This is a genomic window from Modestobacter sp. SYSU DS0657, assembly GCF_054050925.1.
In genome coordinates, this window is the sequence record NZ_JBJHAG010000025.1 from 1 (window position 1) to 15,114 (window position 15,114).

General features: G+C 75.0%; 15 protein-coding genes. 11 read left to right on the forward strand and 4 right to left on the reverse strand.

Annotated features, from left to right (window positions below):
- Positions 1 to 365: ACT domain-containing protein (locus ACI79A_RS15155; protein ID WP_457084553.1), on the reverse strand; the 365-nt coding region annotated here is incomplete at its 3' end.
- On the opposite strand from ACI79A_RS15155, the gene gatC reads away from it, so the two are divergent.
- From gatC to ACI79A_RS15180, 5 genes are read left to right on the forward strand one after another with little or no spacing between them, the layout of a single operon-like run.
- Positions 355 to 654 (forward strand): Asp-tRNA(Asn)/Glu-tRNA(Gln) amidotransferase subunit GatC, encoded by a 300-nt coding sequence (gene gatC / locus ACI79A_RS15160; RefSeq protein ID WP_457075376.1) that lies wholly within the window; start codon positions 355 to 357, stop codon positions 652 to 654. The genes ACI79A_RS15155 and gatC overlap by 11 nt on opposite strands.
- Positions 651 to 2,174, forward strand: a complete 1,524-nt coding sequence (gene gatA, locus ACI79A_RS15165; RefSeq protein WP_457084555.1) for an Asp-tRNA(Asn)/Glu-tRNA(Gln) amidotransferase subunit GatA — start codon at positions 651 to 653, stop codon at positions 2,172 to 2,174. Before gatC ends, gatA begins: the two co-directional genes overlap by 4 nt.
- The gene (locus ACI79A_RS15170) at positions 2,171 to 2,380 is read left to right on the forward strand and encodes a hypothetical protein (RefSeq protein WP_457084557.1); all 210 of its coding nucleotides are present in this window, start codon (positions 2,171 to 2,173) and stop codon (positions 2,378 to 2,380) included. The genes gatA and ACI79A_RS15170 overlap by 4 nt, the downstream gene beginning before the upstream one ends.
- A gap of 2 nt (positions 2,381 to 2,382) precedes the next feature.
- The gene (gene gatB / locus ACI79A_RS15175) at positions 2,383 to 3,891 is read left to right on the forward strand and encodes an Asp-tRNA(Asn)/Glu-tRNA(Gln) amidotransferase subunit GatB (protein ID WP_457084631.1); all 1,509 of its coding nucleotides are present in this window, start codon (positions 2,383 to 2,385) and stop codon (positions 3,889 to 3,891) included.
- Between the two features lie 18 nt (positions 3,892 to 3,909).
- Positions 3,910 to 4,455 carry a GNAT family N-acetyltransferase gene (locus tag ACI79A_RS15180; protein ID WP_457084559.1) on the forward strand — a complete coding sequence of 182 codons (546 nt, stop codon included), beginning with the start codon at positions 3,910 to 3,912 and terminating at the stop codon, positions 4,453 to 4,455.
- Positions 4,456 to 4,462: 7 nt separating this feature from the next.
- On the opposite strand, the gene ACI79A_RS15185 is transcribed toward ACI79A_RS15180, so the two are convergent.
- Entirely contained in the window at positions 4,463 to 5,626 is a 1,164-nt protein-coding gene (locus ACI79A_RS15185; RefSeq protein WP_457084561.1) for a PQQ-dependent sugar dehydrogenase, read from the reverse strand.
- Between the two features lie 83 nt (positions 5,627 to 5,709).
- Here ACI79A_RS15185 and ACI79A_RS15190 point away from each other — a divergent pair, with 83 nt between their 5' ends.
- From ACI79A_RS15190 to ACI79A_RS15210, 5 genes are all read left to right on the forward strand, one after another.
- Positions 5,710 to 6,666: a 2-hydroxyacid dehydrogenase gene (locus tag ACI79A_RS15190; RefSeq protein WP_457084563.1), complete on the forward strand. Its 957-nt coding sequence runs from the start codon at positions 5,710 to 5,712 to the stop codon at positions 6,664 to 6,666.
- A gap of 301 nt (positions 6,667 to 6,967) precedes the next feature.
- The gene (locus ACI79A_RS15195) at positions 6,968 to 8,227 is read left to right on the forward strand and encodes an ABC transporter substrate-binding protein (protein ID WP_457084565.1); all 1,260 of its coding nucleotides are present in this window, start codon (positions 6,968 to 6,970) and stop codon (positions 8,225 to 8,227) included.
- Positions 8,228 to 8,383: 156 nt separating this feature from the next.
- Positions 8,384 to 10,015 (forward strand): ATP-binding cassette domain-containing protein, encoded by a 1,632-nt coding sequence (locus ACI79A_RS15200; protein WP_457084567.1) that lies wholly within the window; start codon positions 8,384 to 8,386, stop codon positions 10,013 to 10,015.
- Positions 10,012 to 10,902 carry a branched-chain amino acid ABC transporter permease gene (locus ACI79A_RS15205; protein ID WP_457084569.1) on the forward strand — a complete coding sequence of 297 codons (891 nt, stop codon included), beginning with the start codon at positions 10,012 to 10,014 and terminating at the stop codon, positions 10,900 to 10,902. Before ACI79A_RS15200 ends, ACI79A_RS15205 begins: the two co-directional genes overlap by 4 nt.
- Positions 10,895 to 12,061, forward strand: coding sequence for a branched-chain amino acid ABC transporter permease (locus ACI79A_RS15210; RefSeq protein ID WP_457084571.1), 1,167 nt, complete (start codon positions 10,895 to 10,897; stop codon positions 12,059 to 12,061). Before ACI79A_RS15205 ends, ACI79A_RS15210 begins: the two co-directional genes overlap by 8 nt.
- Before the next feature lie 27 nt (positions 12,062 to 12,088).
- On the opposite strand, the gene ACI79A_RS15215 is transcribed toward ACI79A_RS15210, so the two are convergent.
- Complete coding sequence (locus tag ACI79A_RS15215) at positions 12,089 to 12,451, reverse strand: PH domain-containing protein (protein WP_457084573.1); 363 nt, start codon at positions 12,449 to 12,451, stop codon at positions 12,089 to 12,091.
- Positions 12,452 to 12,476: 25 nt separating this feature from the next.
- Entirely contained in the window at positions 12,477 to 13,301 is an 825-nt protein-coding gene (locus ACI79A_RS15220) for a helix-turn-helix transcriptional regulator (protein WP_457084575.1), read from the reverse strand.
- A 100-nt stretch (positions 13,302 to 13,401) separates the two neighbouring features.
- On the opposite strand from ACI79A_RS15220, the gene ilvD reads away from it, so the two are divergent.
- Positions 13,402 to 15,111, forward strand: coding sequence for a dihydroxy-acid dehydratase (gene ilvD, locus ACI79A_RS15225; protein ID WP_457084577.1), 1,710 nt, complete (start codon positions 13,402 to 13,404; stop codon positions 15,109 to 15,111).
- Positions 15,112 to 15,114 lie beyond the last annotated feature (3 nt).

Below are 15,114 nucleotides of genomic sequence, written 5' to 3' on the forward strand. Positions count from 1 at the left end.
TCGGGGGGGACCTCGACCACGATGTCGGCGACGGCCACCCCGTTCCGGCGTTCCAGGACGTCGACCGAGACGATGTCGATGCCGACCGCGCCCAGCGCGGTGGCCACCGCGCCGAGGATGCCGGGCCGGTCGGGCACGACCAGCCGCAAGAGGTAGGACACGTCGATCCTCCGGTGCAGTCCGGGTGCGGGCCGATCTCCGTCGATCGCGGGCAGGTGCAGCCTCCCGCATGGAGGGCCCGGGCTCCAACCCCGGCTCGCACAGGCGCCCGTCGCCTCCCACGTACAGTGGCGGGGTCGTGGACGTGGGCCCCAGCGGGCCCGGCCGGCTGACGGAGTGGGGTCGCAACAGAGCATGAGCAGCATCTCGCGGGACGACGTCGCGCACCTGGCGCGCCTGGCCCGGTTGGCGGTGACCGACGACGAGCTCGACCGGTTCGCCGGGCAGCTCGACCAGGTGCTCGCAGCGGTCGCCCGCGTCGGCGAGGCCGCCGTCGGCGACGTCCCCCCGATGACCCACGCCGTGCCGCTGACCAACGTGCTGCGCGCCGACGAGGTCACCCCGAGCCTGCCCCGCGAGGCCGTGCTGGCCGCCGCGCCCGCCGCCGAGGACGACCGCTTCCGCGTGCCGCGCATCCTGGGGGAGTCCGAGTGAGCGACCTGACCGCCATGGACGTCGCGGAGCTCTCCCGCCGGCTCACCGCCGGTGAGGTCAGCGCCGCCGAGGCCACCCGCGCCCACCTCGACCGGATCGCCGCCGAGGACGGCGCCCTCGGCGCCTACCTGCACGTCGACGGCGAGGCCGCGCTGGCCGCCGCCACCGCCGTCGACGAGTCGCGTGCCGCCGGTGCCGAGCTGGGCCCGCTGGCCGGTGTCCCGGTGGCGCTGAAGGACCTGGTCGTCACCGAGGGCGTGCCCACGACCAGCGCCTCGAAGATCCTCGAGGGCTGGCGGCCGCCCTACAGCGCGACCATCGCCACCCGGCTCGCCGAGGCCGGCACCGTGCTGCTCGGCAAGACCAACATGGACGAGTTCGCCATGGGCTCCTCCACCGAGAACTCCGCCTACGGCGTCAGCCGCAACCCGTGGGACCGCGACCGGGTCCCGGGCGGCTCGTCCGGTGGGTCCAGCGCCGCCGTCGCCGGCCACCTGGCGCCCTGGGCGATCGGCACCGACACGGGTGGCTCGATCCGCCAGCCGGCGGCGCTCACCGGCCTGGTCGGGCACAAGCCCACCTACGGCTCGGTCTCCCGCTACGGCCTGATCGCGTTCTCCTCCAGCCTCGACCAGGCCGGGCCGATGGCCCGCACGGTCCTGGACGCCGCCCTGATGCACGAGGTCATCGGCGGCCACGACCCGCGTGACTCGACCAGCATCGACAGCCCGCTGTCCGGGCTGGTCGACGCCGCCCGCGCCGGTGCCGCCGGTGACCTGAGCGGCGTTCGCGTCGGTGTCGTCCGCGAGCTCGGCGGGGACGGGCACGCCGACGGCTACGACCCCGGCGTGCTGGCCCGCACCCGGGAGGCGGTCGAGCTGCTCGCGAGCCTGGGCGCGGAGGTCACAGAGGTCTCCTGCCCGTCGTTCGACCTCGCGCTCCCGGCCTACTACCTGATCGCCCCCAGCGAGGCCTCCAGCAACCTGGCCCGCTACGAGGGCGTCCGGTTCGGCCTGCGGGTCGGCGACGACGGCAACCGCGACCTCGACGAGGTCATGGCGCTCACCCGGGAGCAGGGCTTCGGCCCGGAGGTCAAGCGGCGGATCATCCTGGGCACCTACGCGCTGTCCAGCGGCTACTACGACGCCTACTACGGCCAGGCGCAGAAGGTCCGCTCGCTGATCTCCCGGGAGTTCACCGCCGCCTTCGCCGGCGTCGACGTGCTGGTCAGCCCGACCAGCCCGACCGTCGCCTGGCCGCTGGGCGCCCGGGTCGAGGACCCGATCGCGATGTACGCCGCCGACCTGTGCACCCTCCCGGCCAGCCTGGCCGGCCTGCCGGCGATCTCGGTGCCCAGCGGCCTGTCCGAGGGGCTGCCCGTCGGCCTGCAGGTCATGGCGCCGGCGCTGGCCGACGACCGCTGCTACCGGGTCGCCGCCGCCCTCGAGGCCGCGCAGGACGCCGCCCGCGGCCACCGCCTGCTCGACGAGCTGCCGACGGCCGCCGGGACCCCGGCGTGAACGGCCCGCTGAAGGCAGCCTGGGGGCTGACCGCGTTCGTGATCGTCGCCGGGATCGTGCTGTGGGCCGTCACCGACCGCGCGATCTTCGCCGTCTTCATCGGCCTCGGCCTGCTCACCGCGGTCGGCGCCTGGTTCACCGGGCGCACCGCACCGACGCAGGCGGGGCCGACCAGCCCCTCGTCCTCTCCCGAGGAGACTCCGTGACCATGACGCACACCGGCGACCGGCTGGTCGAGTTCGACGACGCCGTCGCCCGCTACGAGCCGGTGATCGGCCTGGAGACCCACGTCGAGCTGGGCACCGCCTCCAAGATGTTCTGCGGCTGCTCGACCACCTTCGGCGCCGAGCCGAACACCCAGACCTGCCCGGTCTGCCTCGCGCTGCCCGGGTCACTGCCGGTCGCCAACGCCGCCGCCATCGAGGCGACCATCCGGATCGGCCTGGCGCTGGGCTGCCGCATCGCGAACTGGTCGCGGTTCGCCCGGAAGAACTACTTCTACCCGGACATCCCCAAGGGCTTCCAGACCAGCCAGTACGACGAGCCCCTGTGCACCGCCGGCCACCTCGACGTCGAGGTCGACGGCCAGACGTACCGGGTGGAGATCGAGCGCGTGCACCTGGAGGAGGACACCGGCAAGAACCTGCACGTCGGTGGCGCCACCGGGCGGATCCACGGCGCCGACCACTCGCTGGTCGACTTCAACCGCGCGGGCATCCCGCTCGTCGAGATCGTCACCCGGCCGGTGCCCGGCGCCGGCGCCAAGGCCCCCGAGGTGGCCCGCGCCTACGTCACCGAGCTGCGCGAGATCCTGCTGACCCTCGGCGTCTCGGAGGTGCGCATGGAGCAGGGCAACCTGCGCTGCGACGTGAACACCTCCCTCGCCCCGGTCGGCAGCCTCGAGTGGGGCACCCGCACCGAGACCAAGAACGTCAACTCGCTGCGGTCGGTCGAGCGCGCCGTCCGGTACGAGATCCGCCGTCAGGCCGCCCTGCTGGACGACGGCGGGACGGTGCGCCAGGAGACCCGGCACTTCCACGAGGACACCGGTTCGACCTCACCCGGGCGCAGCAAGGAGGAGGCGACCGACTACCGGTACTTCCCCGAGCCCGACCTGGTGCCGCTGGCGCCGGACGCCGACTGGATCGAGCGGCTGCGCGCCGCCCTGCCGGAGCTGCCCGCGGCCCGCCGAGCCCGCCTGCAGGAGGAGTGGGGCGTCTCGGCCACCGAGATGACCTGGCTGGCCAACGCCGGTGCCCTCGGCCTGGTCGAGCAGACCGTGGCCGCCGGGGCCACCCCGGCCGACGCCCGCAAGTGGTGGCTGGGTGACCTCGCCCGCCGGGCCAACGAGCTCGGGGTCGAGCTCGGCCAGCTGGCGGTCACCCCGGCCCAGGTCGCCGAGCTCACCGGCCTGGTCGCCGCCGGCACGGTGAACGACAAGCTCGCCCGGCAGGTGCTCGACGGGGTGCTCGCCGGCCAGGGCGGTCCGGCGCAGGTCGTGGAGGCGCAGGGGCTGGCGGTGATGGGGGAGTCCGACGAGCTGGTCGCCGCCGTCGACGCCGCCATCGCCGGTGCCCCCGACGTCGTCGAGAAGGTCCGCGCCGGCAAGGTGCAGGCGCTGGGTGCGCTCGTCGGGCAGGTCATGAAGGCCACCCGCGGCAAGGCCGACGCCCCCACGGTCAAGCGCATGCTCGAGGAGCGCGTGCTCGGCTCCTGACCGGCCTACCGTGGCCGCGTGGCGCTGCCGGCCGTGGAGCTGCGCCCGCTGACGCGGGCGGACTTCGGGCTGCTCGGCCGGTGGCTGGCCGAGCCGCTGGTCGCCCGCTGGTGGCACCACGAGTGGGGGCTGGACGCCGTCGAGCGGGACTTCGGTCCTTGCGTCGACGGCACGGAGCCCACGCAGGTGCACCTGGGGGTGCACGCCGACGAACCGTTCGGCCTCGTGCAGCTCTACCCGATCGCCGCCTACCCGGAGTACGTCGTGGAGCTGGCCCCGGTCTGCCCCGTCCCGCCGGGCGCGCTCAGCATCGACTACCTCATCGGCGAACCGGCGGCCCGCGGCCGCGGGCTGGCCGCCGCGATGATCGCCGCCGCGGTCGCCCGCGGGTTCGCCGAGCACCCCGACGCGCAGGACGTCCTGGTGCCGGTGGCGCTGGGCAACACGGCGTCCTGGCGGGCGCTCCAGCGGGCCGGCGCCACGTGGTACGCGGCGGGTGAGCTGGCGCCGGACAACCCGGTCGACCCGCCCGACCACGTCGTCCACCGCTTCACGCGGCGGTAGCCGCCGGCTACAGCGGCGAGCTGGCCCCCGACGACGGCGGGGTCACCCGCAACACCTTGTCGTCGTCCTCGGCGGGCTCGCCGAGGCCGTCCCGGTTCGAGGTGGTGATCCACAGCGCGCCGGCCGGGTCGACGGCGACGCTGCGCAGCCGCCCGTAGCGGCCCTCCAGGAACGACTCCGGCTCCTCGACCGGCTGGCCCGCCTGGTCCAGTTGCACGATGGTCACCCGCTCGCCGTCCAGCGCGCCGAGGAACACGTACGGCCCGCTGACCGCGCAGCCGCCCAGCCCACCCTCGGCCGCGGGCACCTCCAGCACCGGACGGGTGCCCTGCGGACCGACATCGCCGTCGGGGCGGACGGCGTCCAGCGCGTCGGGGCCGGTGGCCGCCTCGTCGGTGGCGTACACCCGCTCGTCGGCGCCGACGCACAGCGCGGTGACGTCCCGGTGGCCGCGGGAGGTGACAGGCCCGGCGCCCACCGGCTGGCCGAAGACGTCGACGGCGAGCACCTTGCCGGCCAGCGAGGCGGGGTCGGCGGCGAGCGCGGGGTTCCCCGTGTCGCCGGTGCCCACGTAGAGCGTGCCGTCCGGGCCGAAGACGAGGCCGCCGCCGTTGCCCGTCTCGCCGCGCGGGATGCCGGTGAGCACCGGGTTGGGCGTGCCGCCGATCGGGAAGCGGACCACCCGGTTGTCGGTGGCCGTCGAGACGTACGCGTAGAGCAGCCCGTCCTCGGGGAAGGTGGGGGACAGCGCCAGCCCGAGCAGCCCGCCGTCGCCGGCGGCGTCGACCGGCAGCACCATCAGCTCGCGGGCCGGCGAGCGATCGGGGAACACCTGCAGCAGCCGGCCGCTGTCCCGTTCGCCGACCACGGCGGTGCCGTCGGGCAGCACCACCAGCCCGGTGGGGACGGCGAGCCCGGTGGCGACGACGTTCGGGTCGCCGTCGGCCTCCTCCTGCTGGGTGCCGGGCGTGGAGGGTTGCCCGGGGATCGGGGCGGGGGCGCTCTCCGGCGGCGGGCCAACCTGCGGCGGCTGCCCCTGAGGGATCTCCCGGAACGGCCCGGACGGGGTGTACCCGCCGCCGCACCCGGTCAGCGCCGCGCCGCCGAGCAGGGTGCCGGCGAGCAGGGCGCCGGCCAGCCGGGTGCGCCCACGCGCCGTCCGCCGTCCCACGCCCGCCACAGTACGGCCCGCCGGTCCGCGGTGCGGTCGCCCGAGCGGGCCGCCGGGGCCGCTGCGCCCTAGGGTCGGGAGCCGTGCCGGAGACGTCCCCGCCCCTGCTGGAGCTCGGCCCCGACGAGACGCTGCACGTGCTGGTGCCCTCGCGCGCGCTCGCCGGTGCGGTCGAGGCGCTGTCGCCGCGGGTGACGGCGCACCGCTTCGACCCGGCCGACGGCCTGCCCACCGGGGCGGCCACCCGGGCCCAGGTGCTCGTGCCCCGCGGTGGGTCCGAGCCGACCCGGGAGCTGCTGGACGCGCTGCCGGACCTGCGCCTGGTGCAGCTGCTCAGCGCGGGCGCGGAGAAGTTCGCCGGTCGGCTGCCCGACCGGGTGGTGCTGTGCAACGCCCGCGGCGCGCACACCCCCGCCACCGCCGAGTGGGCGGTGGCGGCCACGCTCGCCGCCCAGCGCGGGCTCCCGTCCTTCACCCGGGCGCAGGACGCCGGCCGCTGGGCGCCCGCCACGCACCACTCCCTGGTCGGCGCCCGGGTGCTGGTCGTCGGCGCCGGCGACATCGGCCGGACCATCGGCCGCATGCTCGCCGGCTTCGACGTCGAGCTGACCTGGGTCGCGCGCACCGCCCGCGACGGCGTGCACGCGATGGACGAGCTGCCCGGGCTGCTGCCGCACGCCGACGTCGTGGTGCTCATCGTGCCGGTCACCCCGCAGACCACGGGCATGGTCGACGCCCGCTTCCTCGCCGCGATGCGGGACGGTGCCCTGCTGGTCAACGCCGCCCGCGGCGTGGTCGTGGACACCGACGCCCTGCTGGCCGAGCTGCACCGCGGGCGGCTGCGCGCGGCGCTGGACGTCACCGACCCCGAGCCGCTCCCCGACGGGCACCCGCTGTTCGCCGCCCCGGGGCTGCTGCTGACCCCGCACGTGGCCGGTGACGTCCCCCTCACCGAGGCCCGGGCGACCGCAGCGGTCACCGAGCAGCTCGCGCGCGTGCTCGCCGGCCGGCCCCTGGAGAACGTCGTCCACGACTACTGAGAGGACCCCGTCCTCCTGACCGCTCGCAGGCTCGGGGTGAGCCTCGGGACGGGGCCGCCCTGCCCCCCCCACCGCCCGCAAGCTCGCGGCGGGCCCCTGCAGCCGGGCCGCCGTCGCCGACCGGGGGAGCTGCCGCCTGCCTCCGGCACGGACGGGTCCTGATCGCGGTCCGATCACGACACTGGAACTTTTCTTGACGCCCGTCACATCCCCTTCTAGTTTCCCTGTGACCTCAACCACTCCGGCAACGATGCCGGCAGGGGCAGTCCGGCGGGTGGGCCCGCCGCCGAAAGGGGATCCCATGAAGCACCGCACCCGCTCCGTGCTGGCTGTCGCCGGCTGCGTCGCCCTCCTGTCGGCCTGCAGCACGGAAGCGCCCGAAGCCAGCGGCGGCGGTGGTGGTGGCGACGGGGACGACGTGCAGACCGGCAACGGCGTCACCGACGACACGATCAACGTCGGCATCCTCACCGACCTCTCCGGTCCCTTCGCCGTGAGCGCCCCGCTGCACGTGAGCCAGATCCAGGCCTACTGGGACCAGGTCAACGCCGACGGCGGCGTCTGCGGCCGGAACGTCGAGGTGCAGGTCCAGGACCACCAGTACGACCCGCAGCGGGCGGTCGCCCTGTACCGCAGCATGGCGCCGAACGTCGCTGCGCTGCAGCAGGTGCTCGGCTCGCCCGTGGTCGCGGCGCTGCTGCCGCTGGCCGAGGAGGACGACCTCTACGTCGGTGGCATGGGCTGGTCCAGCGTCGTCCTCGACTACCCGAACGCCCAGATCCCCGGCACCACCTACAGCATCGAGAGCGCCAACGGGATCGACTACCTCGTCGACGAGCTCGGGCTCTCCGAGGGCGACAAGGTCGGCGTCGTCTACTTCACCGGCGACCTCGGCGGCGATTCCCTGGCCGGGGCCGAGTACGCGGCCGAGCAGCGCGGCCTGGAGATCGTGGCGCAGCAGATCACCCCCGCCGACACCGACCTGTCCGCCCAGGCGTCCGCGCTGAGGGAGGCCGGGGTCTCCGCGGTGATCCTCGGCGCCGCGCCGGCCCAGCTGGCCTCGCTGGCCGCCGTCCTCTCCTCGCAGGGGCTCGACGTCCCGCTGCTGGGCAACTCCCCGACCTACAACCCGTCCCTGCTGGACGGGCCGGCCGGGCCGGCGCTGCTGGAGAACTTCTACTTCCTGAGCAGCATCGCCCCGTACAGCGCCGACGAGCCCGGCGTGCAGGAAGCCGTCGCGCTGCACCAGGAGGCGGCGCCCGACGTCCCGGCGGGCTGGGAGATCCCGGCGGGCAACGCCGAGGCCATGCTGCTGCACGAGGCCATCGAGAACGCCTGCGAGGCCGGTGACCTCACGCCCGCGGGCATCGTCGCGGGGATCCAGCAGACCACCGACCTGGACACCGGCGGGATCCTCCCGGGCGCGCTCGACTACTCCGAGGAGGGGCAGCCCCCGCTGCGCGAGGTGTACCTCCTCCGCGCCGACGCCGAGGCGCCGGGCGGGCTGCGGATGGAGGACACGATCCTCGGTCCCAGCGCCGAGAGCTACACCTTCGAGTGACCGCCGGCCCCGGCCCGGGCCCAGCGCCCGGGCCGGGACCTGGCGGCTCGATGGCCTTGCCGGCAGTCCTCCCGCCCCGGTGCCCGCGGCCCGGCGGGTGGTGTCTCCCCGTGGCCCCGGCCACCTGCCCGACCCCGTCCCGCTGAGAGGTGCCCCGTGCCCGATCCCCTCCTGACCGTGGAGGACCTCGCCGTGACCTACGGCGGCGCCGTGCAGGCGCTGCGCGGGGTCACCCTGCAGGTCGACGCCGGCTCGGTCGTGGCCGTCCTCGGCAGCAACGGTGCCGGGAAGACGACGCTGCTGCGTGCGGTGTCCCGGTCCCTCGGCGGCGTGGGCGGTGCCGTCACCGGCGGCCGGATCCGGTTCGACGGGCAGGACCTCGCCCGGCACGACTCCTCCTGGGCGGTGCGCGCCGGCCTGGTGCAGGTGCCGGAGGGGCGCCGGATCTTCCGCGACCTCACCGTCGAGGACAACCTGCAGGCCGGCGGCTACACCGTCGGCGACGCCAAGGCGCGCCGGCAGGCGCACGAGCGCGTCCTCGAGCTCTTCCCGGTGCTGGCCCAGCGCCGGGACCAGCGGGGCGGCCTGCTGTCGGGGGGCGAGCAGCAGATGCTGGCGATGGGCCGGGCGCTGATGACCTCGCCGAAGCTCCTGCTGCTCGACGAGCCCTCTCTCGGACTGGCACCCCAGCTGGTCGAGCAGATCGGCGACATCATCAGCCAGATCCACTCCCAGGGGACGTCGGTGCTGCTCATCGAGCAGAACGCCGCCATGGGGCTGCGCGTGGCCGACCGCGCGTACGTGCTGGAGACCGGCGCGGTCACCGCCTCGGGCCCGGCCGCGGAGCTGGCCGCCACCGACGAGATCCGCAGCCGCTACCTCGGCGTGACCGACGCCCCGACCCTCGAGGGCGGCCGGCCCGACACCGGGGCCACCGGGGCCACCGGGGCCACCGGGGCCACCAGGACCGCCGGGGCCACCGCGGCGTCCGGAACGGTCGGCCGGCAACGGCCGGCCAGCCCCCAGCGGCTGACCATCGACCAGCTGACCGTCCGGTTCGGCGGGATCACCGCGCTGTCGGAGGTCTCCTTCACCGTCGAGCCCGGCACGATCCAGGCGCTGATCGGCCCCAACGGTGCCGGGAAGTCGACCTGCATCAACGTCCTCGGCGGCGCCTACCGGGCCACCAGCGGCACCGTCCACTACGGCGACGTCGAGGTGACCGGCAGCCCGCCGCACCGGCTCGCCGAGCTGGGTGTGGCGCGCACCTTCCAGAACATCTCGCTGGCCCTGGAGCAGACCGTCGAGGACAACCTGCTCGTCGGGCGCCACCACCTGATGCGCGCGGGCGCGGTGTCCGACGCGTTGCGGCTGCCGCGGGCCCGGCGGGAGGAACGGGAGCACCGGGCGGCGGTCCGGCGGACGGCCGAGCTGCTCGGGATCGACGGCCTGCTGCAGCGGGAGGTGCACACCCTGTCCTACGGCGACCGGAAGCGCGTCGAGCTGGGCCGGGCGCTGGCCGCCGAGCCCACGCTGCTGCTGCTCGACGAGCCGGTGGCCGGGATGACCCACGGCGAGTCGGTCGAGATGGCGGCGGTCATCCGGGCCGTGCAGTCCGAGCTCGGGCTCTCGGTGCTGCTCGTCGAGCACGACATGCCCTTCGTGATGGGGCTGGCCGCCCACATCACGGTCCTCGACTTCGGACAGCGCATCGCCGAGGGGACCCCCGCGGAGGTCCAGCGGGACCCCGAGGTGCTGCGCGCCTACCTCGGAACGGCGGCGGCATGAGCTACCTGCTGACCCAGCTGGCCAACGGCGTCTCCTACGGCCTGATCCTGGGCCTGATCGCCGTCGGCTTCGTCATCGTCTTCACCGCGACCGGCGTGCTGAACTTCGCGCACGGCTCGATCCTGCTGGCCGGGGCCTACCTGGTCGCCGTGCTGAAGGACCCGATCGGCTTCTGGCCGGCGGTCGTCGTCGGGGTGCTCGGCGCGGCCGTGCTCGCCGTGCTGGTCAACGCGGTCCTGGTGCGCAACCTCGCCGAGTCCGACCCCGGGACGGCGGCCACGCTGACCCTCGCGGTCCAGGTCCTGCTGCTCACCGAGCTGACCCGGCGGATCGGCAACCGGGTGCTCACCAACGGCGCTCCGTGGGGCGCCGACGTCGTCACCCTCGGGCCGGTGACCCTGCCGACCAGCCGCGCCGTCGCGGCGGGGGTGGCGGTCGTCGCCTTCGCCCTGCTGTGGTTCCTGTTCGCCCGGACCCGGGCCGGGGTCGCCATGCGGGCGGCCGCCAGCGACGGCGAGACCGCCTCCCTGATGGGCATCCGGCTCTCCCGCACCGGCGCCACCGGATGGGCCCTCGCCGGCGCGCTGGCCGCGCTGGCCGGCATCTTCCTCACCTCGTTCCCCGCACCCGGGGTGGCGCCGAGCGTCGCCCTCACCGCGCTGGCCGCCATCCCGGCCTGGGTGCTCGGCGGGTTCGACTCCGTGGTGGGGGCGATCGTCGGCGGCCTGGTCATCGGGATCTCGGTCGCGCTGGTGGTCGGCTACGAGTCGCACCTGGAGTTCCTCGGCCGCGGCCTGGGGGAGGTCGTCCCCTACGTGGTGATGATCGCCGTCCTGCTGGTCCGGCCGCAGGGGCTGTTCGGCAAGAAGGAGGCCGTCCGTGTCTGATCTCGCGCGCCGCCTCCCGGTGCTCCTCCCCGCCCTGGTGGCCGGGGTCGTGGCGCTGGCGCTCCCGTTCGTGCTCTCCGACTTCTGGCTGCAGACCGGGCTGTTCTCGATGGCCGCGGTGGTCGCCGCGATCGGGCTGACCCTGCTGGTCGGCACCGCCGGCCAGCTGTCCCTGGGGCACGCGGCGTTCGCCGCGCTGGGCGCCTACGTCTACGCCTGGGCGGCCGGCCCGGTCGACGGACGGGCCGCCGGGCTGGGCCTGCCCCCGGTGCTGGCGCTGGTGCTGGGCGGTCTGGTGGCGGCCCTGGCCGGTGCGCTCTTCAGCCCCATCTCCGGTCGGCTGCGCGGCATCTACCTGGGCCTGGCCACCCTCGGCCTGGTGTTCCTGGCCCGGCACGTCATGCTCAACCTCGAGGACGTCACCGGCGGATTCAACGGCCGCAGCGTCGAGGCGCTGGCCGTCCCGGGGTTCAGCTTCAGCGACAACGAGCCCGACTACCTGGCCGTGGCCGGCGTGGAGTTCGGCGGGCTGCACCGGCTCTGGTACGTCTTCCTGGTCGTCGCCGTGGCCGCAGCCTGGATCGGCCGCAACCTGCTGGCCAGCCGCACCGGCCGGGCCTGGATGAACGTCCGGGACAGCGAGACGGCCGCCGCGGCCATGGGCATCCACGTCGCCCGGGCGAAGGCGACCGCGTTCATCGTCTCCTCTGCCTACGCCGGGATCGGTGGCGCCCTGATGGCGCTGGCCTACGGCCGCATCTCACCCGACGTCTTCACCTTCCAGCTGTCCATCGACTTCCTGATCATGATCGTCCTGGGCGGCGTGGGCACCATCGCCGGCGCGGTCATCGGGGCCGTCTTCGTGGTGACGCTGCCGCTGGTGCTCACCCAGTACAGCTCGGCGCTGCCGTTCCTGGCGCTGCCCGGGTCCGGTGGCGTCGACGCCGGCACCCTGGCCCGGTTCCTCTACGCGATCGCGATCATCCTCGTGCTGCTGTTCCTCCGCGGCGGCCTCATCGGGGGCATCAACCGGGTCCGCCACCGCCGCCGGCCGCCGGACAGCAGCGGCCTGCCCCCGGTGGCCGGGCCGACCGGCCGCCCGGACGACGCCGGGACCGCGGTCCGACCCGGTGTCCCCACCGCGTCGGAGAGCCCCTGAGGCGCCGCTGACGGCTGGGTCCCCGGCTCAGGGCGCGGGGATCCGGCCGTCGGTCAGCGCGGCCAGCCGGGGCAGGTCCCGGGCGCGCAGCACCGGGAGGCGCACCTGGCTGCCGCCGGCCGTCACCAGCCAGAGCGCGCGGTCCTCGGCCACCCGCACGCCGGCCAGCTCGGCCCAGGTGACCAGCCGCCGGCCCACCAGGGAGCGGACGGTCATCCCCTCGGGGCCGACGTCGACGCCGACCCGCAGCACCCACGCGGCGAGCACCAGCGGGACCACCAGCAGGAGCAGCAGCCAGGGCGTGGCAGCGGCCAGCGGCAGCACGCCGACGGCCAGCAGGCCCACCGGCAGCAGCGCCGTCCGGCTCATCCGCATCCGCGCCGTCCCCACGTCCGCCGATGCTCCCAGACCCCGGTCAGCCCGCGGCGAGCCGGGCCAGCCGGTCGGCGGCGTCGGTGCCGGGCGCGGCGGTGTAGACCACCAGGTGGACCCCGGGGGCGTCGGCGGGGGTGAGCTGGTGGTGCTCCAGCACCAGCTCACCGACCTCGGGATGGGCGAAGCGGCGCTCTCCGGAGGTGAACCGGTCGACGTCGTGGCTGGCCCAGCCGGCCCGGAAGTGCTCGCTGGCCGCCTCCAGCCGGGCCACCAGCCGGACCACGGCCGGGTCGTGCAGCCGGCCGCCCACCTCGGCCCGGAACTGGGTGAGGAAGCGGCGGCTGTCGGTGGTCCAGTCGGCGAGCAGCCCGCGCACCCGGGGGTCGGTGAAGACCAGCCACAGCAGGTTCCGGTCGCCGTCCGCGGCGTCGGCGGCGCCGGGGTAGAAGCGTTCGTAGGCACGGTTCCAGCCGACGATCGACCAGTCGGGCGTGATCGCGTAGGCGGGGGAGGGGCCCAGCGCGTCCAGCAGCCGCTGCAGGTGCGGCGGCAGCCCGCCGGCGCTGCCGGCTGGGACGGCGGCGGCGTGCCCGGCCAGGCGCAGCACGTACTCGTGCTCGGCCGCCGACATCTGCAGGGTGCGGGCCACCGCGTCGACCACCTGCCGGGACGGGCGGATGTCGCGGCCCTGCTCCAGCCACGTGTACCAGGTGTGGCTCACCCCGGCGAGCAGCGCCACCTCCTCCCGGCGCAGCCCGGGTGTGCGGCGCGCGCCGGCTCCGGGCAGCCCGACGGCGGCCGGGTCGACCTGCCGGCGGCGCGACCGCAGGAAGGCGGCGAGCTCCTCGCGCGGGGTGCCGGGCACGGGTGTCCTCCTCGGGGCGGGCGAGCACCTGGGTGGTGGTGCCGGTACCAGCATGGACTGCATCTGGGGCAGGCGGACGGACCCGCCTAGCATCGCCGGCGTGACGACCGTCGAAGACCGACCCGAGCAGACCCCCGCCGTCGACATCAAGCCGCGCAGCCGGGCGGTGACCGACGGCGACGCCAAGGCCCCGGCCCGGGCGATGCTGCGCGCGGTGGGCATGGGCGACGACGACTTCGCCAAGCCGCAGATCGGCGTGGCCTCGTCCTGGAACGAGATCACCCCCTGCAACCTCTCCCTGGACCGGCTGGCCAAGAGCGCCAAGGAGGGGGTGCACGCCGCCGGCGGGTTCCCGCTGGAATTCGGCACCATCTCGGTCTCCGACGGCATCTCCATGGGCCACGAGGGGATGCGCGCCTCGCTGGTGTCCCGCGAGGTGATCGCCGACTCGGTGGAGACGGTCATGTTCGCCGAGCGGCTGGACGGCTCCGTCCTGCTGGCCGGCTGCGACAAGTCGCTGCCCGGCATGCTGATGGCCGCCGCCCGGCTGGACCTCGCCAGCGTCTTCCTCTACTCCGGCTCGACCCTGCCGGGGAAGCTGGGTGACAAGGACCTCACGATCATCGACGTGTTCGAGGGCGTCGGCGCCTGCGCGCGGGGGCTGATCACCCGCGAGGAGCTGACCGCGATCGAGAAGGCCGCCTGCCCCGGTCAGGGCTCCTGCGGTGGCATGTACACGGCCAACACCATGGCCAGCGTCGCCGAGGCGCTGGGCATGAGCCTGCCCGGCAGCGCCGCCCCGCCGGCGCCGGACCGCCGCCGCGACGACTACGCGGTGAAGTCCGGCGAGGCCGTGGTCGAACTGCTCCGCAAGGGCATCACCGCGCGGCAGATCATGACCCGTGAGGCGTTCGAGAACGCGATCACCGTCGTCATGGCGCTGGGCGGCTCCACCAACGCCGTCCTGCACCTGATGGCCATCGCGCACGAGGCGCAGGTCGAGCTGACGCTCGAGGACTTCAACCGGATCGGTGACCGCACGCCGCACCTGGCCGACGTGAAGCCCTTCGGCCGGTTCGTGATGACCGACGTCGACCGGGTCGGCGGTGTGCCCGTCGTGCTGCGCGCGCTGCTGGACGCCGGCCTGCTGCACGGTGACACGCTGACCGTCACCGGCAAGACCATGGCCGAGAACCTCGCCGAGCTCTCCCCGCCGGACCCCGACGGCGCGATCATCCACGCGATGGGCGAGCCGATCCACCGCACCGGTGGCCTGACGATCCTGCGCGGGTCGCTGGCCCCCGACGGCGCGGTGGTGAAGTCCGCCGGCTTCGACACCGACGTCTTCGAGGGCACTGCCCGGGTCTTCGACGGCGAGCAGGGCGCGATGGACGCCGTCACCGACGGCACGCTGCAGGCCGGTGACGTCGTGGTCATCCGCTACGAGGGCCCCAAGGGCGGCCCGGGCATGCGGGAGATGCTCGCGGTGACCGGCGCGATCAAGGGCGCGGGGCTGGGCAAGGACGTCCTGCTGCTCACCGACGGCCGGTTCTCCGGGGGCACGACCGGTCTGTGCGTCGGGCACATCGCACCCGAGGCCACCGACGGCGGCCCCATCGCGTTCGTGCGCGACGGCGACCCGATCCGGCTGGACCTGGCCAACCGCACCCTGGAGCTGCTGGTCGACGACGACGAGCTGGCCCGCCGCCGGGAGGGGTGGGCCCCGCCCGCCCCGCGCTACACCACCGGGGTGCTCGGCAAGTACGCCAAGCTGGTCGGCTCGGCCGCGCAGGGGGCCGTCTGCGGCTGACGC